Annotated in this window: 22 protein-coding genes and 1 pseudogene; 16 read left to right on the forward strand and 7 right to left on the reverse strand. The window is 69.3% G+C overall.

Going from position 1 to position 26,049, the window contains the following annotated elements; translation table 11 throughout:
* The first annotated feature begins 236 nt into the window (after nt 1-236).
* From O8I58_RS13750 to O8I58_RS13760, 3 genes are read left to right on the forward strand one after another with little or no spacing between them, the layout of a single operon-like run.
* A complete protein-coding gene (locus O8I58_RS13750) occupies nt 237-1,547 on the forward strand; it encodes an AMP-binding protein (RefSeq protein WP_298322986.1) in 1,311 nt (436 codons plus the stop codon).
* Nucleotides 1,548-1,606: 59 nt separating this feature from the next.
* Entirely contained in the window at nt 1,607-2,971 is a 1,365-nt protein-coding gene (locus O8I58_RS13755; protein WP_298317115.1) for an AMP-binding protein, read from the forward strand.
* Nucleotides 2,971-4,002, forward strand: coding sequence for a hypothetical protein (locus tag O8I58_RS13760; protein ID WP_298317117.1), 1,032 nt, complete (start codon nt 2,971-2,973; stop codon nt 4,000-4,002). The genes O8I58_RS13755 and O8I58_RS13760 overlap by 1 nt, the downstream gene beginning before the upstream one ends.
* 211 nt (nt 4,003-4,213) lie before the next feature.
* On the opposite strand, the gene O8I58_RS13765 is transcribed toward O8I58_RS13760, so the two are convergent.
* On the reverse strand, nt 4,214-5,227 hold the full coding sequence (locus O8I58_RS13765) for a chorismate transformation FkbO/Hyg5 family protein (RefSeq protein WP_298317126.1): 1,014 nt from the start codon (nt 5,225-5,227) through the stop codon (nt 4,214-4,216).
* Nucleotides 5,224-6,618 (reverse strand): NAD(P)/FAD-dependent oxidoreductase, encoded by a 1,395-nt coding sequence (locus O8I58_RS13770; protein WP_298317128.1) that lies wholly within the window; start codon nt 6,616-6,618, stop codon nt 5,224-5,226. Before O8I58_RS13770 ends, O8I58_RS13765 begins: the two co-directional genes overlap by 4 nt.
* 134 nt (nt 6,619-6,752) lie before the next feature.
* On the opposite strand from O8I58_RS13770, the gene O8I58_RS13775 reads away from it, so the two are divergent.
* The 10 genes and pseudogenes from O8I58_RS13775 (at nt 6,753) to O8I58_RS13820 (ending at nt 15,363) form a co-directional block, all read left to right on the forward strand.
* Nucleotides 6,753-7,022, forward strand: a complete 270-nt coding sequence (locus tag O8I58_RS13775) for an ApeE family acyl carrier protein (protein WP_298317131.1) — start codon at nt 6,753-6,755, stop codon at nt 7,020-7,022.
* Nucleotides 6,997-7,752, forward strand: a complete 756-nt coding sequence (locus O8I58_RS13780) for a COG4648 family protein (protein ID WP_298317133.1) — start codon at nt 6,997-6,999, stop codon at nt 7,750-7,752. Before O8I58_RS13775 ends, O8I58_RS13780 begins: the two co-directional genes overlap by 26 nt.
* 142 nt (nt 7,753-7,894) lie before the next feature.
* Nucleotides 7,895-8,658 (forward strand): annotated as a pseudogene (locus O8I58_RS13785) (lysophospholipid acyltransferase family protein).
* Between the two features lie 11 nt (nt 8,659-8,669).
* On the forward strand, nt 8,670-8,966 hold the full coding sequence (locus O8I58_RS13790) for an ApeI family dehydratase (RefSeq protein ID WP_298317137.1): 297 nt from the start codon (nt 8,670-8,672) through the stop codon (nt 8,964-8,966).
* Complete coding sequence (locus O8I58_RS13795; protein ID WP_298317140.1) at nt 8,963-9,946, forward strand: lysophospholipid acyltransferase family protein; 984 nt, start codon at nt 8,963-8,965, stop codon at nt 9,944-9,946. Before O8I58_RS13790 ends, O8I58_RS13795 begins: the two co-directional genes overlap by 4 nt.
* Nucleotides 9,897-10,535 (forward strand): LolA-related protein, encoded by a 639-nt coding sequence (locus O8I58_RS13800; RefSeq protein ID WP_298317142.1) that lies wholly within the window; start codon nt 9,897-9,899, stop codon nt 10,533-10,535. The genes O8I58_RS13795 and O8I58_RS13800 overlap by 50 nt, the downstream gene beginning before the upstream one ends.
* A complete protein-coding gene (locus O8I58_RS13805; protein WP_298317145.1) occupies nt 10,532-12,874 on the forward strand; it encodes an MMPL family transporter in 2,343 nt (780 codons plus the stop codon). The genes O8I58_RS13800 and O8I58_RS13805 overlap by 4 nt, the downstream gene beginning before the upstream one ends.
* Complete coding sequence (locus O8I58_RS13810; RefSeq protein ID WP_298317148.1) at nt 12,861-13,289, forward strand: hotdog family protein; 429 nt, start codon at nt 12,861-12,863, stop codon at nt 13,287-13,289. The genes O8I58_RS13805 and O8I58_RS13810 overlap by 14 nt, the downstream gene beginning before the upstream one ends.
* 107 nt (nt 13,290-13,396) lie before the next feature.
* Nucleotides 13,397-14,143 (forward strand): 3-oxoacyl-ACP reductase FabG, encoded by a 747-nt coding sequence (gene fabG, locus O8I58_RS13815; protein ID WP_298317151.1) that lies wholly within the window; start codon nt 13,397-13,399, stop codon nt 14,141-14,143.
* A 182-nt stretch (nt 14,144-14,325) separates the two neighbouring features.
* Entirely contained in the window at nt 14,326-15,363 is a 1,038-nt protein-coding gene (locus O8I58_RS13820) for an MASE2 domain-containing protein (RefSeq protein WP_298317153.1), read from the forward strand.
* Nucleotides 15,364-15,482: 119 nt separating this feature from the next.
* Here the strand turns inward: O8I58_RS13820 and O8I58_RS13825 are convergent, their stop codons facing one another.
* Genes O8I58_RS13825 through O8I58_RS13840 form a run of 4 tightly spaced genes read right to left on the reverse strand, consistent with a single transcriptional unit; the run spans nt 15,483 to nt 19,889 of the window.
* Nucleotides 15,483-17,105, reverse strand: a complete 1,623-nt coding sequence (locus tag O8I58_RS13825; protein WP_298317155.1) for an NAD(P)/FAD-dependent oxidoreductase — start codon at nt 17,103-17,105, stop codon at nt 15,483-15,485.
* Nucleotides 17,106-17,122: 17 nt separating this feature from the next.
* Nucleotides 17,123-17,920: a glycosyltransferase family 2 protein gene (locus O8I58_RS13830; protein ID WP_298317158.1), complete on the reverse strand. Its 798-nt coding sequence runs from the start codon at nt 17,918-17,920 to the stop codon at nt 17,123-17,125.
* The gene (locus O8I58_RS13835; RefSeq protein WP_298317161.1) at nt 17,917-18,702 is read right to left on the reverse strand and encodes a beta-ketoacyl synthase chain length factor; all 786 of its coding nucleotides are present in this window, start codon (nt 18,700-18,702) and stop codon (nt 17,917-17,919) included. Before O8I58_RS13835 ends, O8I58_RS13830 begins: the two co-directional genes overlap by 4 nt.
* Nucleotides 18,699-19,889, reverse strand: a complete 1,191-nt coding sequence (locus O8I58_RS13840) for a beta-ketoacyl-[acyl-carrier-protein] synthase family protein (protein WP_298317163.1) — start codon at nt 19,887-19,889, stop codon at nt 18,699-18,701. The genes O8I58_RS13835 and O8I58_RS13840 overlap by 4 nt, the downstream gene beginning before the upstream one ends.
* A gap of 217 nt (nt 19,890-20,106) precedes the next feature.
* Between O8I58_RS13840 and O8I58_RS13845 the strand changes: the two genes are divergently transcribed.
* From O8I58_RS13845 to O8I58_RS13855, 3 genes are read left to right on the forward strand one after another with little or no spacing between them, the layout of a single operon-like run.
* The gene (locus O8I58_RS13845) at nt 20,107-20,361 is read left to right on the forward strand and encodes a YcgL domain-containing protein (protein WP_298317166.1); all 255 of its coding nucleotides are present in this window, start codon (nt 20,107-20,109) and stop codon (nt 20,359-20,361) included.
* Nucleotides 20,354-23,701: an ankyrin repeat domain-containing protein gene (locus O8I58_RS13850; RefSeq protein WP_298317168.1), complete on the forward strand. Its 3,348-nt coding sequence runs from the start codon at nt 20,354-20,356 to the stop codon at nt 23,699-23,701. The genes O8I58_RS13845 and O8I58_RS13850 overlap by 8 nt, the downstream gene beginning before the upstream one ends.
* 54 nt (nt 23,702-23,755) lie before the next feature.
* Nucleotides 23,756-24,112, forward strand: coding sequence for a tRNA-binding protein (locus O8I58_RS13855; protein WP_298317174.1), 357 nt, complete (start codon nt 23,756-23,758; stop codon nt 24,110-24,112).
* A 21-nt stretch (nt 24,113-24,133) separates the two neighbouring features.
* Here O8I58_RS13855 and O8I58_RS13860 read toward each other — a convergent pair whose 3' ends face one another.
* Complete coding sequence (locus tag O8I58_RS13860) at nt 24,134-25,945, reverse strand: monovalent cation:proton antiporter-2 (CPA2) family protein (RefSeq protein ID WP_298317177.1); 1,812 nt, start codon at nt 25,943-25,945, stop codon at nt 24,134-24,136.
* Nucleotides 25,946-26,049: the final 104 nt, after the last annotated feature.

Consider the following 26,049-nt stretch of genomic DNA (forward strand, 5'->3'; position numbering starts at 1 on the left):
ATCCGGGGAAGACAGGCAAGCGGGAAAGGGTAGCAGCCGGGTCCGGGCGGCCACACCGGCCCAAGGTCATGTCCACCGGGCGCGGGCAGGCGCCGAATCTGAACATCGCGGCTTGCCCGGCCGGCCTCCAACGGCCAAAGTACGACCGGACTTCCGGCATCGTTGCGCCGGATCGCAATGGGGAAGCAGGACCTTCTATGTCAGCCGTCATCCACCCAGCGCCCGGCGCGCAAGGCATGTGCGCCCTTGGCGTGGGCCCGCTGGACCGCATCATCGCCCGCAGTGGCGGCCAGGCCATCGACCTGGCCACCTTCCACGCGCACGTGCGCGCCCTGGCCGCGCAGCTGCCGGCAGGCCGCCATGCGGTGAACCTGTGCGAGGACCGCTACCGCTTCCTGGTGGCGTTCTGCGCGGTCGCCCTGCGTGGCCAGATCACCCTGCTGCCGCCTTCGCGCGCGCCGGCGGTGGTGCTGGATGTCATGCAGCGCCACGCCGACAGCTACGCGCTGGGCGACGCTGCGGCTGACGGCACCACGCCCGGCGGCTATTGGCGCATGCCGGCGGTGCTGGAACAGCTTGCGGGCCCGGTGCCGGAAGTGGCCGACGACGCGGTGGTGGTGATCGGCTTTACCTCCGGCAGCACCGGCGCGCCCAAACCCTTCCCCAAGACGCTGGCTGCCTTCCGCACCAGCAACGCGCAGAACCTGAGCGCCGTGGCCGACCTGTGGGGCGAACGCACGCCCAGCCTGGTCGCCACCGTGCCGCCGCAGCACATGTACGGCATGGAGATGTCGGTGGTGATGCCGCTGCTCAGCGACGCCACCGTGCACGGCGGCAAGCCGTTCTTCCCCGAAGACGTGGCCCAGGCGCTGGCGCAGATGCCCGAGCCGCGCCTGTTGGTGACCACGCCGGTGCACCTGCGCGCGCTGGTCGAATCGGGCGTGTCGCTGCCGCCGATTGCCGGTTATGTCTCGGCGACCGCACCGCTGGAGCAGGCGCTGGCCCAGGCGGCCGAAGCGCGCTTTGGCGGCGAGCTGCGCGAAACCTTCGGTTCGACCGAGACCTGCATCTTCGCCCGCCGCCGCACCGCACTGGAAACCGCCTGGACGCCGCTGCCCGGCGTGTGGGTGCAGCCACAGCCCGATGGCACCCTGGTGCACGCGCGCCATCTGCCGCAGCCGGTGCCGCTGGCCGACCTGATGGAAGTCGAGGCCGACGGCCGCTTCCACCTGCGCGGGCGCCAGGCCGACCTGCTGGAAATCGCCGGCAAGCGTGCCTCGCTCGGTGACCTGACCCGTCGCCTGCTGGCCGTGCCCGGTGTGCGCGATGGCGCGGTGATGCAGCTGGAACCGGACGATATGGGCGTGCGGCGCATCGCTGCGCTGGTGGTCGCGCCGGACCTCACCGAAAACCAGTTGCTCGACGCGCTGCGTGGGGCGATGGATCCGGTGTTCCTGCCGCGCCGCATCCGCCTGGTCGCCGCGCTGCCGCGTGGTGAAACCGGCAAGCTGCCGCGCCACGAAGCGCTGCGCCTGCTGGAAGGCTGAGGCGCGGGAACGGAACAGGCAACGTCGCCACGTTGGCGATGCGAGGATTTCAGGAAGCCATGTCGGCCGTCATCGAAGCAGACCTTCGCCCAGCAGGACGCTGCGCGCTGGGCACCGGGCCTCTGGACCGGATCATCGCCCACACCGATGGGCGCACGGTCAGCCTGCGCAGCTTCCACGCGCAGGTGCGTGCGTTGGCCGGGCAGCTGCCCGCCGGGCAGCACGCGGTGAACCTGTGCGAAGACCGTTACCGTTTCATGGTCGCGTTCTGCGCGGTCGCCTTGCGCGGCCAGGTCACGCTGCTGCCGCCCTCGCGCGCGCCGGCCGTGGTCCAGGGCGTGATGGAGCGCCAGCCGGCGACTTACGCCATCGGCGATGGTCCGCTGGACACCGAACCGGCTCATTACTGGCGCATGCCCGACACGCTGGACGAAGCCGATGGCGAACTTCCGCAGATCGCTGACGACGTCACCGTCGCCATCGCCTTCACCTCCGGCAGCACCGGCACGCCGAAGGCGTTCCCGAAAACCCTGGGCCAGTTCCGCACCAGCACCGCGCAGCTGGTCGCTGCGATGTCCGACCTGTGGGGCGGGCGGGCGCCGAGCATCGTGGCGACGGTCCCGGCGCAGCACATGTTCGGGCTGGAGCAGTCGATCCTGGTGCCACTGCTGACCGATGCGACGCTGCATGGCGGCCGTCCGTTCTTCCCGCAGGATGTGGCGCGCGCGCTGGCCGAGGTGCCGTCGCCGCGCATGTTGATTTCCACGCCCATGCACCTGCGCGCGCTGGTCGAATCGGGTATCGCGCTGCCACGGATCGCAGGTTGGGTGTCGGCGACCGCGCCGTTGGAGCAGGGGTTGGCGCAGGCAGCCGAAGTGCGCTTCGGCGGACAGGTGCGCGAGATCTTCGGTTCGACCGAAACCTGCATCTTCGCCACCCGCCGCACCGCATGGGATGCCGCCTGGACGCCGCTGCCCGGCGTGAGCGTGCAGCCACAACCCGACGGCTGCCTGATCCACGCACCGCACCTGCCGCAGCCGGTGGCACTGGCCGACCTGATGGAAGTCGAGGCCGACGGCCGCTTCCACCTGCGTGGCCGCCAGGCCGACCTGCTGGAAATCGCCGGCAAGCGTGCCTCGCTCGGCGATCTCACCCGCCGCCTGCTGGCCGTGCCCGGCGTGCGCGATGGCGTAATGGTCCAGCTCGACAGCCCCGGCAAGGTGCGCCGCATCGTCGCACTGGTGGTCGCTATGGGGCTTTCCGAAGGCGACGTGCTGTCCTCGTTGCGCGAAGCCATGGACCCGGTGTTCCTGCCGCGCAGGATCCGCTTCGTCGACACGCTCCCGCGCACCGACACCGGCAAACTGCCGCGCGTGGATCTGCTGCGCTTGCTGGGGGACATGGACATGCCGAGGGCCACCTGATGGGCGTTTCGCGTCGTGATTCAATCGTGGCCGTGGTCGTCTTCCTGACCGTCGCTGCTGGCCTGGCACTGTGGTGGCGTGGACGTGCGACCCCGGCTGGCGCGCCGACGGTGTCTGCGGATGTGGTCGCGCAGCAGCCGGACTCGACCACCCCGGGAATCGCGCGCCTGAGTGCCGTCCAGACACCGTTGCCCGACGACGGCACGCCGTTGCGGCTGGTGTTCGATGGGCTGAAGCAGCGCGCCAACGGTGGCGATGCGCGGGCGGCGTGTCGGTTGGCGGCGGAGCTGGAGCAGTGCGAGCGCGTGCGCGTGCAGCTGGCGCAGTTCGACGAGCAGCTTGATCGACGCATGGGCATGGAAGAAATGGTGGCCGGAAATCCGCAGGCCACTGCGGAAAGGCGTGAAAGCACGGACCGCATGTTTGCTGACCGCGGGCAGCAGTTGCTGCAGGCTTCGGAGCAATGCGACGGCGTGCCGTTCGTTTCACCGGCCGAACGCGCCAGTCTGTGGCGCAGCGCGGCCCTGGGCGGCAGCCTGCCGGCGTTGACCCAGTACGCGGTCGGCAACGCGTTCCGCACCCGCGACACGCTGGATCTGCTGCCGCAGCTGCAGGTCTATCGCAACGAGGCCGAGAGCCTTGCATTGCAGGCCGCGCAACGCGGCAGCACGCGCGCGACGCTGGCGCTGGCGGCCGCGTATTCGCCGAGCCGCGATACCGGGCGGCGCACCTACCTGGCGCAGGTGGTGACGCCGGATGCAGGTAAGTCCCTGGCGCTGTACCTGCAGGCGCAGCGCGCGTTCACTGCCGAAAGCAGCGCCAACGGCAGGCCATCGATGCGTCAGGCGTCCGTTAATCGCAGCATCGATGCGCTGCGCAGGGGCATGGATGCGGCGCAGATCGCCCAGGCCGAATCACAGGCCGCGCGCTGGCGGCAGGACTGGGCCGCGCCGATTGCGGCAGAGCCGGGCAGCACGTTCTCGCGCGACGGCGGCACCTCGGATATCGAACCGCAGGCCTGCAGCAAGTAAGGCCGCTTCCTATAGAGGATCTCCCCGACATCGCGGGAGCCGCTCCAACGGTGAAGGGCTTTCCCGCAAGGTCACGTCGCCGCTGAAGCGGCTCCCACCTGTAGAGCGGAGCTGGCTCTGCTGCTCCTGGTCCGGTTCGTGGGAAAGGCCCCAGCGGAGCGAGCTCCGCTCTACAGGGAGGCCGTGGCCAGATTTGAGGAGACAGTGGTTCCTACGCGCCGTGGACGCCGTCGATCTCGACCCGCAGGTCGCGGCGGCAGATCGTGGCATGCAGCAGCAGGCGCGGCACGCTGGCCGGCAGGCGCGCGTCCAGCAGCGCCGCCACCAGCGGCAATTCTTCCGCATCGCGCACGTAGACCTTCAGCCGACTGGCGGGGTCGAACGCTTCCGGCAGCGACGGTGCATGCCGATGCGCGCTGGCGATCAGTGCCTGGAAATTGGCGAAGGTTTCGTCCAGCTGTGCCTCGGTCGATTCCGGATGCAGGGTCTGGTGGCCGACCACCGCGGCGGTGCCGGACAGCAGCATCGGCGTCTCGACGCCGGCCGGCGGCAGCATCGCGCGGGCGAAACTCGGCGACTGCAGGCCGTACTGGCGCGGATAGCGATAGGCGCTGACCTGGCGTGGGTTTTCCACCGGTGTGCCGGGGCGGTTGCAGGCCAGCCAGTACACCTGCAGCGTGCGCACGCCATCGACGCGGCCGATGCCGGTGGCTGCTGGAAGATGGGTGTCATCGAACTGGCCCAGCCCGCGCGCGCGGCCGACGCAGAACTGGCGGTAGCGCTCGTCGTCGCCTTCGCCGTCGGTGATCGCGTCCAGGTAATTCCAGACGCGCAGCAGGTGCGGCGTGGCGCTGCCCGGCAGGAACTGCGAGAGCAGGGCATAGGCCTGCTCGCCGGCGGTTTCGATGTCGCCATCGACTTCGTCGACCTCGATGGCACCGAACTGCAGCGTGCCGTCGCTGGCCCAGGCCACCGCGCCGTCGCGGCCACGCACCACCGGTCGGGTGCTGCGCCAGACTTCCAGCGGCGCGGCGCCATACGGGGACAGCGGCACGCGCAGGTAACGCGGATCGTCGCTGCCCGGCGCGTCCGGGCCGAAGCCGAACACCGCCAGCACCTGGTCGTCGGCCAGCAGTGCGTCCAGCGCCTCGGCGGCCACGTAGTCCACGCTCAGGTGCGAGGCATCGACCGGTCGGGGGGCGTGCGTGGTTTGCGGCTGGCTCATGCGTCGCCTGCCTGGCCCGGCTGCAAGGTGTCGCCGCTGAAGCCTTCGGCAGGTTGGCGCCGGCGCCGGCGCCAGGCACTGAACGCCTGCGGCACCATCGACAGGGCATTGATGCCGTAGATCAGGCGGAACAGCCGCAGGCGCCGCTTCACCCGTGGCGAATCGAACACATCGCCGGCCAGCATCGCCACCACGGCCGATTCAATCTGCAGGACGTTGCGCGGATTGGCGAACAACAGGCGCATGGTCGGCGAGGTGAAGCGGTAGATGAACCACTTGAACTCGCGCGTGCCCGCATCCTGGCGCCGCTGCAGGGCGCGTCGCATGGCCGGTGCACGCTGCGGCGCACGCAGCGCGGCATCGACCATCGCCGCGCCCTGGTCGGCGCTGTGCATGGCCAGGTGCACGCCTGAGGAGAACATCGGATCGACGAAGGCATAGGCATCGCCCAGCAGCAGCCAGCGCGGCCCGCTCATCCGGGTGGAATCGTAGGCGTAGTTGCCGGTGGCATGGACCGGTGCCACGCGCTGCGCGCCGGCCATGCGCGTGGTCACTTCCGGGTGCAGCGCCAGGGTTTCGTGCAGGAAGGCTTCCAGGTCGCCGCTGCGGGTTTTGAGATAATCCGGGAAGCACACCGCGCCCACGCTCATCACATCGTCGGGCAGCGGGATCAGCCACATCCAGCCATGCGGATGACGGTAGATGCTGATGTTGCCGGCGTCATCGCCTTCGCGCCGGGCCACGCCGATGTAGTGGCTGAACACCGCGGCGGACTGGTGATCGGCGTTCTTGCGGCGCACCTTGAGCCGGCTGCCCAGGAAGGCATCGCGACCAGAGGCATCGAGCAGCCATTGCGGGCGGATCTCCAGGGTGCGCTGGCCCTGGCGCGCCTGGACCACCGGCTGGTCACCTTCGAAGGCCACCGCGGTGACGGTGGTTTCCTCGTGGGCATCGACGCCCTCGCTGCGCGCCTTTTCGAACAGGATCTGGTCGAACTTGGCCCGCGGCACCTGCAGCGCGAAGCCGCGCTTGGCATCCAGCGCCTTGTCGAAGCGGAAGGTGTTGTAGGTGCCGGCGTCGTTGGGGAAATCCGCGCCCAGCTTGAGCGTGCCGATTGCACGCATGTCCTCCATCACGCCCAGCTTTTCCAGCAGCGGCATGGTCATGGGCAGCAGCGACTCGCCGATGTGGAAGCGCGGGTGGCGCGCCTTTTCCAGCAGGGTGACCCGCCAGCCGGCGCGGGCCAGCAGGATGGCCGCGGTGCTGCCGGCCGGGCCGCCGCCGATGATCAGCACGTCCGGCGCCGGTTGCGGGGTGCGCTCCGATGATGTGTCGGCGTGGGATGCGGCATCGGCCGCGGGCGTGGCGATCACGGCTTCAACGGGAGTCATGCGTGCGAACCTTCGCGTGTGGCAGTCCTGACAAGGGCGTCATCATAGCTTGCGCCCCGCGCGCGTCCCACGGTTGCGCGGGCGCGCCCGATGCACCATCGTGTCGCACCTTCACGCATTGGAAGCCTTGTCGCATGTCCGCCCAAACCGCCGCAGAACACGAACTGGCCGAGCTGCTGGTCGAGAGCCTGAACCTGGAAGACGTGAATGCCGGCGAGATCGATCCCGACGCGCCGCTGTTCAACACCGGCTTGGGCCTGGACTCGATCGACGCGCTGGAACTGGCGCTGGCCATCGGCAAGAAATACGGATTCCAGCTGCGTTCGGACAGCGAGGACAACCAGCGCATCTTCGCTTCGCTGCGCACGCTGTCGGCGCATGTCCAGGCCAACAAGACCACCTGAGATCAGCGCGTCGGCGCCCGCAGCCGATCCCGGCGCCCCGCCGTGGGCGCTGGGCGTGGCATTGCTGCTGGCGGTGGGCTATTCGCCGCTGGCGCACTGGGCCAATGCGTCCGGTCGCAGCGAACTGGCCGTCCTGGCCGGCGTGGCGCTGGTCCTGATGCTGCTGATCGAACCGATCGCGCGCCTGCGCTGGTGGGCCTGGCTGTTGGCCGCCGCGCTGCTGTCCGCGCTGGTGCCGCTGTGGCATTCGCCGCGCGCGTTGCTGCTGCTGACCGCGCCGCCGGTGGTGTTCACCGGCTGGGTGGCGTGGTTCTTCGGCCGCAGTCTGCGGGCCGGCCGCACGCCGTTGATCACCCGGATCGTCTCGGGCCTGTATGCGCAGGCCGGGCAGGCGCTGTCGTCCGCGCAGCGGGTGTATACGCGCCGGCTGACCCTCTGCTGGGCGGGCCTGCTGGCGGGCATGACGGTGGTCAACCTGCTGCTGGGGCTGTGGGCCGTGCCCGGCGGCGTGCTGGCCCAGCTGGGTCGGGTACCGCCACTGGCCATTGCCGATGAACAGGCGTCGCTGTTCGCAAACCTGCTGAGTTATGGCGTGATCGGCGGTTTCTTCGTCGGCGAGTACATGCTGCGTTCGCGCTGGTTCCCGGTGCGGCCGTACCGGAATTTCCTCGACTTCGCGCGCCAGATGGCGCGGCTGGGTCCGGCCTTCTGGCGTGACGTGCTGCGCTGAACCAGCTTGGCGCCGGTGGCTGGCGCCAGCGAACACCGTTCACGCCAGCAGCGGCATTCACCGTTAAGAAAACGCAAATCCATGCCGCCCAAGCGGGCGGTGGCCGGGTATCCTGTCGCACATGAGCACCTCGACCGACAACATGGATGTGCAGTCGTCGCGGGCCTCCGGCAATCTTGGCTGGAGCGTCCTCAACGCACTGCAACTGGTCTTCACCCTGGCCTGGACGGCCACCTGGATCACCCTGGCGCTGTTGCTGCGCGCGGTGGGGGTGAAGCCCGAGCGAGTGCTGCGCATGGCCGCCACCTGCTGGGCGCCCGGCCTGCTGGCAAGGGCGGCAACATCAAGCTGGTGGTGGAAGGCGGGCAGGGCATCGACTGGTCACGGCCGCACCTGCTGGTCTCCAACCACCAGTCGGTGATCGACATCTGCGTGTTGTACATGGCCGTGCCGGTGCCGCTGCGGTTCCTGCTGAAGGCCGAGATGCTCAAAGTGCCGTTCGTGAACTGGTACGCCAAGGCCACCGGCATGTTGTTCCTGGACCGCGACAGCCGCCGCGCCGGTGCGCTGGTCCGGCGCAAGGCGGCCGCGCTGCTGGGCCAGGGCCAGAATCTGTGCCTGTTTCCCGAAGGCACCCGCAGCCGCACCGGCGCGCTGGCGCCATTCAAGGCCGGCCTGCTGCAGGCTGCCATCGACGCCGGCGTGCCGGTGGTGCCGGTGGCCATCGATGGCTGCGGCAAGGTGCTGCCGGTGCAGGGCTTCTTCCGCGCCCGTCCGGGCACGATCCGCCTGCGGATCGGTGCACCGATCCAGGTGGTCGATGCCGGCGGCGCGCTGCTAGACCGGCAGACCCTCACACAGCGTGCGCACGAGTCGGTGCGCACGATGCTGGAACCGCGGATCTAAGCAGCCGGTCCATGGAATTCGCAGTCCCGCACGACCATCCCGCCTTGCCAGGGCATTTTCCCGGCCGTCCGATCGTGCCCGGCGTGCTGGTCCTGGATCACGTCCTGGAGGCAGTCGAAGCCCTGCACGGCCCGTTGCGCGGTGGCCTGCGCCTGCCGCAGGTGAAGTTCCTGCAGCCGCTGCTGCCGGGTGAAATCGCCTGTATCGCGCTTGACGGCGTGGCGCCGCGCTGGCGTTTCAAGGTGCTGCGCGGGGATATCCTGCTGGCCAGTGGCGAAGTCGTCGCGGTTGCGGAGGACATCGCATGAACAGCACCTGGAAACAACGCCCCGAGGGCGGCGGCAAATTCGCGCTGTGGCTGCTGCGCGGCATCGCCTGCCACGGCGGTCGTGGCCTGGCGCGCACGCTGTTGCTCCCGATCACCGCGTATTTCATGCTGGTGCGCGGCCCCGAACGCCATGCCTCGCGTGCATATCTGACGCGTGTCCTGGGCCGGCCGTCGGGCTGGCGCGAGACGGCCCGCCATATCCACACGTTCTCGTCGGTGATCCTGGACCGGGTGTTCCTGCTGAGTGGCCGCATGGACCAGTTCCGGGTCGATGTCACCGGCCTGGAAAATCTGCACACGCAGCTGGACAAGGGCCGTGGCCTGCTGATCTTCGGCTCGCACCTGGGTAGCTTCGACGCGCTGCGGGTGCTGGCGCAGAAGCGCCCCGACGTGCAGCTCAGGGTGGTGCTGGACAAGGCCCAGGCGCCGGCCCTGACCGAGTTGCTGGGTGCGCTGAATCCGCAACTGGCCAGTTGCATCATCGATGCCAGCATGGACAGCACGTCGATCGTGATGGCCATCAAACAGGCCACCGACGAAGGCCACCCGGTCGCGATGCTGGTGGACCGCAGCCGACCGGAAGACGCCACGCTGCCGGCCCAGTTCCTGGGCGCGCAGGCGCCATTCCCGACCTCGCCCTGGCTGATCGCCGCGCTGCTCAAGGTGCCGGTGGTGCTGGCCTTCGGCCTGTACCACGGCAAGGCGCATTATTCGCTGTCGTTCGAGGTCTATAGCGAGGGCCTGGAGGTTTCGCGCCGCAACCGCGCTGCGACCCTGGGTGCGCTCATCCGTGGTTATGCCGAACGGCTGGAGCATTACGCCCGGCTTGCGCCCTACAACTGGTTCAATTTCTATGATTTCTGGAACACCAAGCATGTCGAAGGCAGCGTCCAAGCGGACCTGGATGCTGATGCTGACGCTGCTGTGCAGCGCCGGACCGCTGTCCGCCGCGTCGCCTGAATCCACAGCGGGGCAGCAGGCCGACCCGGCCTGGATCCTGTCCAAGATCGCCCGGCCCGGCGCCATCACCACCCAGTTCGTCGAACTGCGCGGCTCGGCCCTGCTGAAGACGCCACTGCGCGTGGAGGGCCGTTACGCACGCGATGCCGACGCCACGCTGGTGCGCGAAGTCACCGCGCCCTACCACGAGAAGATCACCTTGAAGGGCGACCAGGCCACGCTGGAACGCGACGGCAAGAAGCCGCGCACCTTCTCGCTGTCGCGCGCGCCGGAACTGGCCGATCTGCAGCGCGGCTTCGGTGCACTGCTGTCCGGCGATGCGACCGAGCTGGAACAGCACTACGCGCTCAGCGCCGCCGGCACTCACCAGGCCTGGCAGTTGAAGCTGGACCCCAGGGATGCTGCCGCGGCCAAGGCGCCGGTGCGCGACATCCAGCTGTACGGCAAGGGCGCGGAACTGCGCTGCATCGAAACCACCAGTGACAAGGGCGAGGTGCAGCGCACCCTGCTGGCCGGCGCGGCCCAGGCGGCGGCCAAGGTCAGCGAGGCCGATGCCCTGACCGCACTCTGCCGCGGCCACAACGGGTGAGGCTGCCTGCCTTCGCGCGGACCGGCCTGGCGGTGCTGTGGCTGGTGTTGCTGCTTGCATTGGGTGCCTGGCTGGGCAACACCATCAAGCTGTCCGGTGACCTGCGCAAGTTCATGCCCGAGGCGCGCACGCCCGCGCAGAAACTGCTGCTGGACGAACTGGGCGAAGGCCCGGGTTCGCGCCTGCTGCTGATGGCCATTTCCGGCAGCGACCCGGCTACGCTGGCGCGCCAGTCGCAGGCGCTGCGGGTCAAGCTGGACGCCGACAACGACGCCTTCGCGATGATCACCAACGGCGGCGAGTCGCCGGCCGATGCCATCCCGGCCAAGTGGCTGCCGTACCGGTTCCTGCTGAGCGACCGCTACGACCAGCATCGACTGGATGCGGCCACGCTGAAGTCCGAACTGGCCGAGCGTGTGCAGGACCTGGGGTCACCGGCTGCCGGCATGATCGAGCCGCTGCTGCCGCGCGACCCGACCCTGGAACTGCTGCACGTGGCCGAAAGCCTGCAGCCGACCAAGACCCCGCAGCAGATCGAAGGCGTGTGGTTCGACAAGGCCGGCAAGCGCGCGCTGTTGGTCGCCCAGACCATCTCCGGTGGCTTCGATCCCAATGGCCAGCAACAGGCGGTGGGCGAGATCAATGCCGCCTTCGACGAGATCGCCAAGGGCACGCACAGCCAGCTGCTGCTGACCGGGCCAGGCGCGTTCTCGGTGGAGATCAGCACCCGCACCCAGGCCGAGACGCAGTGGATCGGCGTGTTCGATACGGTCGGCCTGATCGTGCTGCTGCTGGTCGCCTACCGTAGCTGGAAGACGCCGCTGCTCGGCGTGCTGCCGCTGGCCAGCGCCGGCCTGGCCGGCATGGTCGCGGTGATGCTGTGCTTCGACCAGGTCCATGGCATCACCCTGGCGTTCGGCTTCACCCTGATCGGCGTGGTCCAGGACTATCCAATCCATCTGTTCAGCCATCAGCGACCGGGCCTAGACCCACGCGCCAACGCACGCCACCTGTGGCCGACCCTGGCGACCGGCGTGGTCTCGACCTGCATCGCCTACATCACGTTCTTCTTTTCCGGCGTGGAGGGCCTGCGCCAGCTGGCGGTGTTCACCATCAGCGGCCTGGGCACTGCGGCGCTGCTGACGCGCTTCGTGATGCCGGCGTTGCTGGACCCAGCCACGCGCGATTTCGCCGATTCAAAATTGATGGCACGCCTGAACGATGCCATCGGCAAGTTGCCGCGTCCGCGCTGGTCGCTGGCGGTGCTGGCGGTGGTGGCCGCGGTGGTGGTCGTCGCCATGCCCACGCCGTTCTGGCAGAACGACCTGTCCAAGCTGACGCCGGTGCCTGCCGCATCGCTGATGCAGGACCAGGACCTGCGCCAGGAACTCGGTGCGCCCGATGTGCTGTACGTGCTGGCCGTGCAGGCGCCCACGCGCGAAGGCGCGTTGAAGGCCTCCGAAGCCCTGCGCCCGCGCCTGGATGCACAGGTGGCCAAGGGCGAGCTGAGTGCCTACGACATGGCGGCACGCTACCTGCCGAGCCTGGCCGTGCAGCAGCAGCGCCAGCAGCAGTTGCCCGATCCGGCCGCGGCCAAGGCGATGCTCGATGCGGCGCTGGTCGACTCGCCGTTCCGCAGCGAGGTCTTCGCCCCGTTCCTGGCCGACCTGGAGCAGGCGCGCACGGCCAAGCCGCTGCGCGAGGCCGACCTGGCCGACACGCCGCTGGCGTCGATGGTGCAGGGCCTGCTGCTGGATGGCGGCGACCACTTCACCGCGCTGGTGTCGATGAGCGGCATCCGTGATCCGCAGGCGCTGGCCGCTGCGATGCAGGGCACCGGTGCGCAATTGATGGACCTGCGCGAAGCCTCGCGCACGCTGGTCAACACCTACCACCGCGTGCTGGTGGCGATGGGCGTGGCCGCGGTGCTGCTGGCCATCGCGGTGAGCATCGCCCTGCGCGAGCGTCGCCGGATCGTGCGCGTGCTGTTGCCGATGGGGCTGAGCGTGCTGTTGATCCTGGCGGTGCTGCGCGGCATGGGCGTTGAACTGAACCTGTTCCACCTGATCTCGATGATCCTGGGGGCGGGGCTGGGCCTGGATTACGCACTGTTCTTCGATCACGCCGGCGACGACGAGCGCGACCAGCGCCGCACCCTGCATGCGCTGATCGTGTGCAGCCTGATGACCTTGCTGGTGTTCGTGCTGCTGGCCCTGTCCAGCATCCCGGTGCTGCGCGCGATTGGCGCCACCGTGGCGATGGGCGTGGTGTTCAACTTCGTGCTGGCGCTGCTGGTCTCGCGCCAGCCGACCCTGAAGGTGGCCGATGCGCGGACGTGAGACCATCGCCGCGCTCATTCCGCACCAAGGCCTGATGTGCCTGTGGGAAGAAGTCGTCAGCTGGGACGACACGCGCATCGCCTTGCGCAGCACCGGCCATCGCGACGCGGCCCATCCGCTGCGTTCGCACGGTCGCCTGCGCGCAGTGCACCTGTGCGAGTACGGCGCCCAGGCGATGGCCGTGCACGGCGGCCTGCTCGGCCAGGCCAGTGGCGCGCCGGTGCGCCCGGGGATGCTGGTCGCGCTGCGCGGCGTGCAGTTGCACGTCGACACCCTGGATGACCTGCCAGGCGCGCTGGAAGCCGAAGCCGAAGTGCTGATGCAGGGCGATGACAGCCAGCAGTACGCCTTCCGCATCCATCACGCCGGCAGCTTGTTGGCCGAAGGCCGCGCCTCGGTGGTGCTGGGCACGTAGGAGCAATGGTCTACTCGACGCGTTCGGCCCCTCTCCCCGCGAGCAGGGGAGAGAGGCAAAGCCCCGGCGATGCGACCGTGCTTTTTCCGGCTGCTAGCATGTCGCGCATGACTCCAGAAACGATTCAAAAGCCTCAACGCCGCGCGCTGGTCACCGGTGGCAGCGGCGACCTGGGTGGAGCGATCTGTCTTGCGCTGGGTGCGGCGGGCTTCCACGTGATCGTCCACGCCAATATCGCACTGCCACGTGCGCAGTCGGTGGTCGACGGCATCGTGCAGGCGGGCGGTCGCGCCGAAGCGGTCGCCTTCGATGTGGCCGACGCGGACGCCAGTGCATCGGCGATGGCGTCCCTGCTGGAAGCCGGGCCGATCCAGGTGGTCGTCAACAACGCCGGCATCCACGATGACGCGCCGATGGCGGGCATGACCGCGCAGCAATGGCATCGGGTCATCGATGTGTCGCTGCATGGTTTCTTCAACGTCACCCAGCCGCTGCTGCTGCCGATGGCGCGCACGCGCTGGGGCCGCGTGGTGTGCGTGTCCTCGGTGGCCGCGGTCACCGGCAACCGCGGCCAGACCAACTATGCCGCCGCCAAGTCCGCGCTGCATGGCGCCACCAAATCACTGGCGCGCGAGATGGCCAGTCGTGGTATCACCGCCAATGTCGTCGCGCCAGGCGTGATCGAAAGCGCGATGGTCGGCGAACAGTTCCCGCCCGAGGTGCTCAAGCAGATCGTGCCCGCGGCCCGCGCCGGCAAGCCGGACGAAGTCGCCGCGCTGGTGGCGTTCCTGTGTTCGGATGCGGCCGGCTATATCAACGGCCAGGTCATCGGCATCAACGGCGGGATGGGCTGAGTCGCGTGTTTCGCAGATGACCGCGCCCGGCGACGGTACGGGCCCGCTTAGGGCACCATAGCGACAGGGGGGCGAACGGCAGGGGACACCTGATGCCGTTCGCGGACTCCGTGCAGGCCTTGCTCGGGTTCGTCATGTCACATCACATTCCGGCGCCGGTAGGCGATCAAAGTACGCGGGGCATGCGCTTCGTCCGCCGCATGCACCGCATGCGCATGCTGGGCGTGGTGCTGACCGCGGTGCCCATTGCCGCGTTCCTGTCCGAGCGCGACACCCCACCGTGGCTGTGGGTCGCGCTGGCCGCCAATGTGCTGCTCTGGCCGCAGTTGGCCTGGTGGTTCGGCCTGCGTGCCCGCAGGCCGACCAATGTCGAACTGTGGAGCCTGACCCTGGACGCAGCCGCCGGTGGTTTCTGGGTGGCATTGATGCAGCTCGGCGCGCTGCCCAGCGTGCTGGTCGCATCGATCCTGTTGTCCGACCGCTATGCCGCTGGCGGCTGGCTACTGGTGCGGCGCGCGGTGCCTGCTTTCGTGGCAGCGTTGATGATCACGCTGCTGGCCCGCGGTGGCGCTATCGATTTCGGCGTGAGCGAGCGGGTAACGCTGGCATGCCTGCCGCTGCTGGCGGTCTATCCGCTGGCGTTGAGCATCCTGAGCCGCCGGCTGTCGGTGCGCGTGGCGCATCAGGGGCGGGAGCTGGCGTCGTTCGAACGGTTGGGCGTGCGGGGTGAATTGCCCACGCGCCAGCAGCTGAACGTGCAGGTATCCGCCTTCGTGCGCATCCCGGCGGTGGACGAATCCGGCGCGGCGCTCATGCTGCTGCGGCTGGACCAGGCGGCTGCAATGCAGTCGAGCTACGCGCCCGCGGTCGAAGAGGCGGTACTGGCCGCGGTGGCCGAGATCGTCAAGGACGCCGCGCGCGACAACGGCATGCCGGCGCGCTGGGCCGGCAGCGAATTCGCACTGCTGCTGCCACGCATGGATCCCGAACTGGCCACCGCACTCGGTGAGCTGATGCGCATGCGGGTGCGCCAGGTCGCGCTGGACGAATACCCAGAACTGCAATGCACCGCCAGCGTGGGCGTGGCGATCTGGCCGGGACATTGGAATGGACCGGGCGACTGGGTCAAGGGTGCCGAGGGCGCGATGCAGCACGCGCGCCGCCTCGGCGGCGACTGCGTTTATGTGGCCAAGCCACCGCCGTCGGTCGCGCTGTCCTGAACCGGCGCGGTGTTGTGTGCATCGCGCGACGCCGTGTCGTGCTGCTGCTCGCCGATGACGCTGCGAGGCAACGCCTGCAGCAGGCGTGACCTCGCGCGATGACGCAGGCGAAACCGGGCTCAGGCGATGTCGGCGTACCAGGCCGGATCCAGTGACTCTTCGCGGATCGGCACGCCACTCAGCACGGCCGTCAGGCCGTGGTCGTCGATGTCGGCGTGGTGCGCGCGTGCGCGCGCCAGGATTTCGCCGGCCAGCCATTCCATGCGCGCGACGTTGGACTGCAGGCGCGCGTTGAACGCGTCGGCATCCAACTCGTCGATCAGCGCGCGATTCATTTCGTGGAACCAGCCGATGATGTACTGGTCCAGCATGCGGCCGTCGGTGAGCGGCTGCGACGCGGCGGTATTGCGCCTGCCCCAGTCGGCCAGCAATGCCTGCAGGCCGATGTTCAGCGCACGTCCGCGCAGCAGCAGCGGACGCAGCCGGCCCAGCAGCGAGACATCGGTCAGGCGGCCGGCAAAGAACAGCGGCGCCAGCAGTGCCCAGTAATAGGTGTAATCCCAGATCACCTTGACCGGCATCACCTGCGCATCGCCGAACAGCGGGTACTGATCCTGGTACAGCGTCAGGGTGTTTTCATAGAAGCTGAAATACAGCTGGTTGAAGATGTTGGCGTAGGGCGCGAAGTCGCCGCCGGCGCGATCGCGCGCGATCAGGTCGGCCACGTAGGTGTTGGAGATGGCGATGAAGTCGCTGCCCGGCGAATAGAACGGGTCCAGGAACACGCCGGCCTCGCCGGTCAGCGCCCAGCGGTCGCCGGAGAACACCTGCTTGCAGCCGTAGGAGAAGTGGCGCAGGAACAGGAAGTCCTGCAGCGTGTGCTCGCTCTTTTCCAGCGAGGCGGCCACGCGCGGCTGGTGCTCGCGCAGCCAGGCCATCGCCTTCTCGTGGGTGTTCATCGTGTCCAGCGGATGCATGTCCGCATCGCAGACGATGCCCAGCGAATGCGCGCCGGAGGACAGCGGGATCAGCCAGAACCAGTAGCCCGGCCCGCACATGTGGTTGGTCGAACGCCAGCGGTCCGGCGGATTGCAGCGTGCCAGCCATTGCGGATCGTCCGACCACTGGTTGGGATCGACGAAACCGTCCACGCGCCACCACACTGCATTGGCGTTGTGGTCGTTGGCCTGGGCCAGGTCGAGCTTGCGCTTGAGGATGCCGGCGCGGCCACTGGCATCGACCACCCAGCGCGCGGCCAGCTGCGCGGCTTCACCGCCGCGCTCGTAACGCACGCTGTGATCGTCCTGGCCGCTGGCCAGGTCCACGCCGCGCACGCTGGCGCCATCGATGAACTCAACGCCGGCATCGCGCGCCTGCTCGCCGAGGAAATTCTCGAAGCGGCCGCGGTCGATCTGCCATGACGGCGTCGGCAGCAGCTGGCTCACGCCCAGCTCGGTGCACTGGTCGATGTGCTGCTGGCCTTCGGAGAAGAAGAAGCGAAACCCGAACTTGCGGATCTGCTCGGTCTCCAGGTGCTCGCGCAGGCCCAGCACGTGGGCGAAGTAATGCGCGCCGATCTCCACGGTCGATTCGCCGACCTTGAAGGCGGCTTCGCGCACCGGATGGGCGCGGCGTTCGATCACGCTCACCGCGATGCCCGGGTCCTGGCGCTTGAGTTGTAGGGCCAGGGCCAGCCCAGCCAGGCCGCCTCCCAGGATCGCGACATCGGTGTGAGCGGTCATCTGAGCATCCGTTGCGTTTAAGACGAGGCGGGCACGGTAGCAAATTCGCCGCTGGGATCGTGGATCACCGGCGCGTGCCGGCGGGCGTTGCGGTATTCGCGGATCACGTGGCCGTAGGCCACCACCTGTGCGACCACGTGCGTGGTGATCTTGACCAGGTCATGGACCAGGCGGAAATGGCTCTGGCGGAACTCGCCGCCTTCCAGGTGCAGGTAGCGCGTTTCCACTGGCACCGAGACCACGCGTGCGCCGGCACGGCGCGCGGCACTGATCAGCATCTGTGCTTCGAACACGAAGCCTTCGCCGGCCACGTCGGGCAGGGTGAACACGCTGCGCGGATAGAAGCGCTGGCCGCTCTGCGTATCGACCAGGCGGAAACCGCAGGCCCAGGCAATGCCCCAGTCGCCGAAGTCGTTGCCGATCCGGCGGATCATCGGCTGGCTGGCCCGCTTGCGCAGGCGCGCACCGTTGACCACCCAGCCCGGATACGCGTTGGCCGCCGCGAGCATGCGCGGAAAATCGCTGGCCTTGTGCTGGCCATCGCCGTCCATGGTCAGCACGCCCTGCGCGCCCATGCGCGCAGCCTCGGCAAAGCCGGTGCGCAGCGCGGCGCCTTTGCCCATGCGTTGCGGGTGGCGGATCAGGGTGACGGGCAGGCCGGCGATGCAGTCGCTGGTGCCATCGTCCGAGCCATCGTCGACCACGATCACGTGCGGGCACACGGCCAGTGCATCGGTGACCACTTCGCGGATGCGTAGCTTCTCGTTCAATGCCGGAATCAGCACCGCCACGTCCTGCAGGGTCAGCGTGGTCACCGCACGATCTCCACATGCAGCTGTGCGCCGTTGCCGGCATCCAGGCGACAGTGCGCGGCACCGTTGGCAAGCGCGTCGAACAGCGGCAGCATCGGCGCCATCGCATTGCCGGCCGCGAGGTGTTCCAGGCGGCCGGCCGGGCTGCGGTCCTGGCCGCCGGTGCCCAGCGTGACGCGCAGCAGCGGGCCGTCGCCATCGGTGCCCAGCACCAGTGCGCCGCCGAGCAGTCCCTGGCTGTGCGACACGCGCCCCAGCGGGCCGGCCGACTGGCTGTCGTAGCCGACCAGCAGGATTTCATCGGTGCCGGTGGCCAGTTGGGTCAGGGCTTCCAGCAGGCCCTGGGCGAAGCTGCCGTGGAAGGCGCTCAACGCGGTGGCTGGCGCATGCGCTTCCACGCCGATGGTCCAGTAGCCGGCGGCGGCGTTGTGCACCGAGTTGTGGAAGCGGATCGGCGAGATCCCGGCCGGGTCATCGGCCAGCTGGCGGCACATGTAGTCGGTGATCGCCAGGTCGCCATGGGTGGAAGTGAACACCGACGGCAGTGTCTTTGGATCGCGCTGTGCGTCGATGCAGGCGGCCAGTGCGACCTCCAGGGCCACGGCCACTGTTTCCGGCGCGCGTCGGCGTTCGTTCGGTGCCAGCAGCTGCGGCGAGGGCTTGTTGGGTGCATCGGCCGGCAGTTCGCCACCTTGCGCGTAAGCCTGCGCGATGGCCCACGAAGGCAGGCCGCGAGACCAGAAACCGATGCCCGCGATGCGGGCCGAGAGGACGACAGGACTCATGCGCGGCCGAACACCAGCGCGCAGTTGTTGCCGCCGAAGCCGAAGGAGTTGTTCATGGCGTAGCGCACCGTGCGCCGTTCGGGCGCGAAGCGGATCTGCGGCCCGCAGGCCGGATCGGGAAGATGGGAATTGAGCGTGCCGGGCAGCTGCCCGGATTCCAGCGCGATCAGGGCGAACACCGATTCGACGATGCCGGCCGCGCCCAGGGTGTGACCGGTCCAGCCCTTGGTCGACGCCGCGTGCAGCGCATCGGGGAACATGGCGGCTACCGCGATGGCTTCGACCGTGTCGTTGGCCGGGGTCGAGGTGCCGTGCAGGTTCAGGTAATCCAGCTGCGCCGCGTCGATGCCGGCGCGGGCCAGCGCATCGGCCATGGCTAGCTGCGCGCCCAGGCCTTCCGGATGCGGCGCGGACATGTGGTGGGCGTCGCTGGATTCGCCGTAGCCACGCAGCTGCAGCGTGGCGCCTGCATCGGCGCGCTCGACCAGCGCGAAGCCACCGGCTTCGCCCAGTGACAGGCCATCGCGGTTGGCGTCGAACGGCTTGCACGGTTCCGTCGAGACCAGCTGCAGCGAGTTGAAGCCATACAGCACGCTGCCGCACAGGCTGTCCACGCCGCCGACCAGTGCTGCATCGACCAGCCCGGCCTCGATCAGGCGCGCGGCCTGGGCAAACACCTTGGCGCTGGACGAACACGCGGTGGCCACGGTCATGCACGGCCCGGCCAGGCCGGTGGCGTGCTGGATGAAGTTGCCGATCGAATGCGGGGTGTGCACGATCGACCGGCGCAGGTCTTCGGGGAAGTGTTCGCCGCCGGCGTCCTGCACCAGGCGGGTATAGGCCTCCTCGCTGGCGCCGATGCTGGAGGTCGACGTCCCCATCACCACCGCCACGCGCGCCGCGCCGTAGCGCTGGGCTGCATCGCGGGCGGCATCAAGCAGGCCGTCCTGCTGCAGCGCCAGCCAGGCCAGGCGGTTGTTGCGGCAATCCCATGGCATCAGTTCGGCTGGCAGCTGCACGTCTTCCACGCCATCGACCCGGCCGATCCAGCAATCCAGCCGCGGCGCGGCGCCGAAATCGTTGGGACGCAGGCCGCTGCGGCGCTGCTCAAGCGCCTGGGCCTGGGCCTGGCGGCCAGCGCCCAGGGCGGTGGTGGCGGTGTAGGCCGTGATCGCCAGGGGCGTCATGCGAGGCTTTGGCGACATCTATGTCTGTGTGTCTCAGCGAATGACGGGCGAGTATAGCGAGGCCCGGCGAAGCCGCCGCCAGACACCGGCCGATGGCGGCCGCGAGGCGCGCGCGTTCATGTTGAACGTGCCAATGCGGCGCATTCGGGTTCCGTCGCTGCGGCATTTCCCGCACAATCGTGACACTTTCCTTCAAGAACCTGCCGCACGCGCCTGTATGCATGCGTTCGTCTACAAAAGCCTGCGCAAGGCTGATACCTACGTCTACCTGACGGCCCGCGATGATTTCGCACGCCTGCCTGAAGCGCTGCGTGCGCAGATGGGCCAGCTGTCCTTTGTGCTGGAAGTGACGCTGACCCCGGACCGCAAGCTGGCCCGCGACAACGTCGCCGTGGTCCGCCAGAACCTGGCCACGCAGGGCTTCCACATCCAGTTCCCACCCACCCAGCTGGACACCATGCCGGATGCCTGAGCCCGCGCGTCGACCGATGCCCGCGGCCTGGCTGGCCCTGGTGGTCGGTCTGTCACTGGCAGCCCTGACCTACCTGGGTGGTTGGATCGCCGCGGCCGGTGCGCTGCTGGCGCAGCCGGCGCTGGCACTGGCGGTGTCCTGGCACGCGCGCACGCGCGGGCCGGCGGGTCGGGATTTCCTGAAACGCGACCTGGCGGCCCTGTTGGGACTGTGGGCCGTGGGATTCGCCGTGGTGGCCGTGCTGTTGGTGTGGCCGCTGCAGGCGCTGCGCAGCGGTGGCAGCCTGGCTGCGGCGGTTGGCCTGAGCGCGGTCAGCGGTGCCTGCCTGATCGGGCTGTGGCGTACCTGGCCGCTGTGGCAGGCGGTGGAATGCGAAGGTGGCACGCTGTCGCGCCAGTGGCGCGCCATGGCCAGCCGCGAGGCCGGTGACTGGCACGGTCTGGCCGTGGCGGCGGCCGTGGCGGTGGCCATCGGGTTTGGCCTGAGCCTGGCCTGGCCGGCGCTGTGGTCCAGCACCCTGCGCGGCGTGGGCACGGCGCTCTATGTGATCGCCTTGCCGCTGCTGCACTTCGGCCTGCAGCGCACGGTGCGCGCCGGCGGCCTGCCGGTGCTGGAAATGCCCGCCCGCCCGCCCGCCGCCCGGGTCGCGCCAATCGTGGCGCCGAAGCCGGTAGCGGCCGCGCCCACCGTCGAACCTGCGCGTTCGGCGCCAGTGCATGCGCCGGCGCTGGATGCCGAGCTGTACGAAGCCGCGCGCGGTGGCCGGGTCGAGCGTGCGCTGCAGCTGATCGAGGCCGGCGCCAATCCGCGTGCATTGCCCGCGGCGGGTGCGCGTGACCAGCGCAGCCTCGCGGTCCTGGCCGCGGTGCTGCCGGACCTGCGCCTGCTGCGGCTGTTGATCGGCAAGGGCATCGACCTCAACCAGGTCCACGCCGGCATGACGCCGCTGCTGGCCGCCACCCGTGACAGTTGGCATGGACGTCCCGATGCGGTCACCACGCTGCTGACCAACGGCGCCGACCCGCGCCGGGCCGATGCCGATGGCAATACGCCACTGCATCACGCCGCGCGCAGTTCCGACCCCGGCGTAGTCGCCCTGCTGCGCGATGCCGCGGCCGAACTCGACGCCCGCAATGCGGAGGGCGTGACGCCGCTGGGCATCGCCTGCATCGCCGGCAACTGGCGCCTGGCGAAGTTCCTGCTGGAGCGTGGTGCCAGGCCCGAACCGGCCGGTGGCCAGCCGGTGCTGCTGGCCGCCGCGGGTACCGAAGAGGACGACCCGGCGGGCGTGCAGCTGCTGCTCAAGCACAAGGCCAAGGTCGATGCCCGCGGTGCCGGCGGGCGCAGCGCGCTGCATGCCGCCGCGCTGGCTGGCCATGGCGAGATCCTGACGGCACTGCTGGCCGCAGGTGCGGCAGCCGACTTGCACGACGACGCCGGCAACACGCCGTGGCTGGAAGCCGCCCGCAGCGGCAATCTGGTCGCGATCGACATCCTGGCCAGCGCCGGCGTGGAGATCGGCGCGGTCGATGCGAATGGCCGCAACGCCCTGATGCTGGCGGCCACGGGCGAACAGGTATCGTCCACCCTGATCCGCCGCCTGCTGGAGCTTGGCCTGGACCCGGCCCAACGCGATGCCGGTGGCCAGCGCGCGGTCGATGTCGCCGCCGCCGCGGGACGCTGGGCGCTGGTCTCCCAGCTCGATCCCGACTACCCGCTGCCCAATGCCGTGTCGGTTGCCGACAGCAGCCAGCCGCCACCGGACCAGGCGCCGCTGGGTCTGCTGCGCGAAGCATTGGAGCGTGGTGACGCCGCCGATCTGGACGGCCTGGCGCGGCTGTGTTCGCCAGTGGAACTGGGCAGCCTGCTGCACGCGCCGACCCTGTCGACCACCCCGCGCGTGCTGCAGTGGCTGCTGCGCCACGGCGCGGTCGGTGAACCGCGCGATGTGTACGGCGATGTGCCGCTGATCGCCAGCCTGGCGCGTGGCCCCTCGGCATTGCCGGCCATCCGCGTGCTGCTCGATGCGGGCCTGTCGCCGGCCGGTGGTGCGGGTCTGGCGCGCTTCCTGTCCGCCTGCGTGCAGGCCGGTGCACGTGACGATGCCGCGGCACGCTCGCTCGCGCTGGAGCTGCTGCAGCGCGGCGCCGATCCCTTCGCGGCCACGGTCGCCGGCGACCAGCCGTTATCGCTGGCGGTGCAGTTGGACTGGAGCCCACTGGTCGAGGCGCTGCTGGCGATCGGCGTGGATCGGGAAACCCGTGATGCGCGCGGCATGTCCGCGCTGCACCTGGCCACCGCGCTGGGCAACGTGCCGATGGTGCGTCGCCTGATCGCCAGCGGCGCCGCGCCGGATGCACGCGCTGCCGATGGCCAGACGCCGCTGGGCGTGGCCTTGTCCAGTGGTCGTCGCGACCTGGCCGACTGGCTGGACTGGCGCGTGTGGCCGCTGCCGCGCCGGCCGTTGCGCAGCGGCGACCTGCCGCTGGCCGCGATTGCGGGCGATGTCGACGCGGTGCGCCGGCTGCTGGACCTGGGTTTCGACGTGGACGCCCCCGACGCGCAGGGCTGCAGTGCATTGCTGCGGGCCGCCGGTGGCGGCCATGGCGCCGTCGTGGATCTGCTGCTGGCGCGCGGCGCCGACCCGCAGCGCACCGCGCGCACCGGCGCCACGCCGCTGTCGGCGGCAGTCAGCATGCGCCAGGCCGCGATCGTCAACGCGCTGCTCGATGCGGGCGCGGACATCGAATACCGCCTGCCCGGCGAGGTCAGCGTTTTGATGCTGGCCGCGGCCCTGGGCCTGCCGGACATCGCCGCACGCCTGCTCACCGCCGGCGCGAACGTGCATGCCGTCGATGCGCAGGGCCTGACGCCGCTGCACTGCGCCGGCCTGTTCGGGTTCATCGCCCGCGACCGCTCGCGCCTGCTGGCCTTGATGGACACGCTGCTGCTGGCCGGTGCCGAACCCGATGGCGCCGGTGCCAGCAGCGTCAGCCCGATGCTGCTGTTGCTGGGCGCCCGCGCCGAACCGGGCACGGACTGCGATGAGGACGTGATCCTGGCTGGCCTGGACCGGCTGCTGGAGGAGGACATCGCCCTGGACGTACGCGACCCGCGCGGTTTCGGCCCGTTGCACCTGGCGGCCTTGCATGGGTTGCTGCGCGTGGTCCAGCGGCTGCTCCGCGCCGGCGCCGATCCCGACTTGCGCGATGGGCTGAACCGCAGTCCGCGCGAAGTGGCGATCATGCGTGGCTTCGTCGATGTCGCTGGTGAGCTGTCGCCCGGTGTCCGCCCCGGCAGCGGCGCGCCGATCGCGCGTTACCTGCGCGACCAGGGTTGATCTTCCCGCGTCGCGCGCGGACGGTCCGCGCCGATGCCCCAAGGAAACACCTCGATGTCCCACGCCACGCCTGTCGACGCCGCACCGATCACCTGGGCCGATTTCGAGAAAGTGCTGCTGGTCGCCGGCACCGTCCTCAGGGTCGAGGCCTTTCCGGAGGCACGTCGTCCGGCCTACAAGGTATGGGCCGATTTCGGGCCGTATGGCGAGCGCAAGACCAGCGCCCAGATCACGAATCTGTACGCGCCTGAAGACCTGGTCGGCAGGCAGATCGTGGCGGTGATCAATTTCCCCGAGAAGCAGATCGGGCCGTTCAAGTCGCAGTTCCTGCTGACCGGTGCCTACACCGACGAGGGCGTGGTGGTGACCACGCTGGAACGCACGGTGCCCAACGGCGCACGCCTGGGCTGAAGCGCCGGCCCGCGCGTGGCTTCAGCTGCGCTCGGGCGTGGGATCGTCGCGGACGATCCCGTCGTCGCCGGAAATGTCGGCGGCGAAGAGCTTTTCCAGGTCACGGCGCGCGTCCTTGGCCGTCTGCAGCAGGGCCGCTTCGTCGTCGTAGATCAGGTACTGCTCGCGCAGCAGCTTCTCGTCATGCGCGCGGAATTGCCGGGCGTGCTGCGCGGCGGTGCTGGCGGGAATGCCCAGCGCGGTCAGCACGCGCTCGCCCATCTCCAGGCTGGAACCGAAGGTCTCGCGGAAAGGCTCGGTGCCCAGGTCCATCAGGCGCCACGCATGCTGGCGGTTGCGCGCGCGCGACAGCACGATGGCCTTGGGATACATGCGCCGGATCAGGCGCGTGGCGCGGATGTTGGTGTCCGGGTCGTCCATCGCCACCACGAACACCTTGCAGTGCTGGGCACCGGCGGCGCGCAGCAGGTCCGGGCGCGTGGGATCGCCGTAGAACAGCCGCGCGTTGCCGAAGCGGCGCAGGTTGTCCACCGTCTCCGGGCTGTGTTCCAGCGCCACGAACGGCAGCCGCTGTGCGGTCAGCAGGCGCGCGACGATCTGGCCGAAGCGGCCCATGCCGGCGATCAACACCTGCGGCTGCTGGTCGTCCACTTCGTCGAAGGCGCGCTTGGGCGCGTCCGCCGGCGCGTGGTCCAGCCAGCGGCCGGTGGCGATCAGCAGCAGTGGCGTGGCCGCCATCGACAGGCCAACCATCGCCACCAGCCGGTCGTGGTGCTCGACGCTGAGCAGGTTGGCCTGCACGGCCTGGTTGAATACCACGAAGGCGAATTCACCGCCCAGCCACAACACGCCGCCAAGTTTCAGCGCCGAACGCCAGCTCATCTGCTGCTGCCAACGGCCGAGCACGAACAGCACACCCACCTTCACCAGCAGCAGCGCGACCACGCCGGCGGCGATGATCTGCGGCTCGGCGCGGATGCGGTCCAGGTCGATGCTCATGCCCACGGCGATGAAGAACAGGCCCAGCAGCAGGCTCTTGAACGGTTCGATCTGCGATTCCAGTTCGTGGCGGAATTCCGAATCGGACAGCAGCACGCCGGCCAGGAACGCGCCCAGGCCCGCGCTCAATCCCGCCAGCTCCATGAACCAGGCCGTGCCCAGCACCACCAGCAACGCACTGGCGGTGAAGACCTCGGGCATGCGCGTGCGGGCGACCACGCGGAACAGGTGACGCAGCAACAGCCGGCCGCACAACACCACGATCACGATGGCGCCGACTGCATGCAGCGCCGCCGACCAGGTCAGGGTCTGGTTCTTGGCCCCACCCAGCAATGGAATCGCGGCCAGCAACGGGATCGCCGCCAGGTCCTGGAACAGCAGCACCGCAAATCCGGTGCGGCCGTAATCGCTGGTCAGCGCCTTGCGTTCGGCCAGCAGCTGCAGGCTGACCGCAGTGGACGACAGGGCCAGGCCCATGCCCACGATCAGTGCCGATTTCCAGCTCAGCCCCAGGCCCATGCAGATGCTGCCCAGGATCAGCGTGCACAGCAGCACCTGCAGTCCACCGGTGCCGAACACCGGTTTGCGCATCACCCGCAGGCGCGCAGGGGACAGTTCCAGCCCGATCACGAACAGCAGCATGACCACGCCGATCTCCGACGCATCGAGGATGCGTTCGGCATCGCGCACGAACCCGAGCCCATCCGGCCCCAACACCGCCCCGGCGACCAGGTACGCCAGCACCGCGCCCAGCCCGAAGCGCTTGAACGCCGGCACGGCAATCACGCCGGCCAACAGGAATACCAGGGCGAGTTGCAGACCACTGCCGTGCATCGGATGACTCCTTCAAACGGCCTGCATTATGCGGCCGGGCGCGACGCACACGGCGCCGGAATCTTGCTAGATTGCAGGCTTCAATGGAAAGCTGCATGCAGGCA

The sequence above is a fragment of the Pseudoxanthomonas sp. genome (genome assembly GCF_027498035.1).
Classification (GTDB): domain Bacteria; phylum Pseudomonadota; class Gammaproteobacteria; order Xanthomonadales; family Xanthomonadaceae; genus Pseudoxanthomonas_A.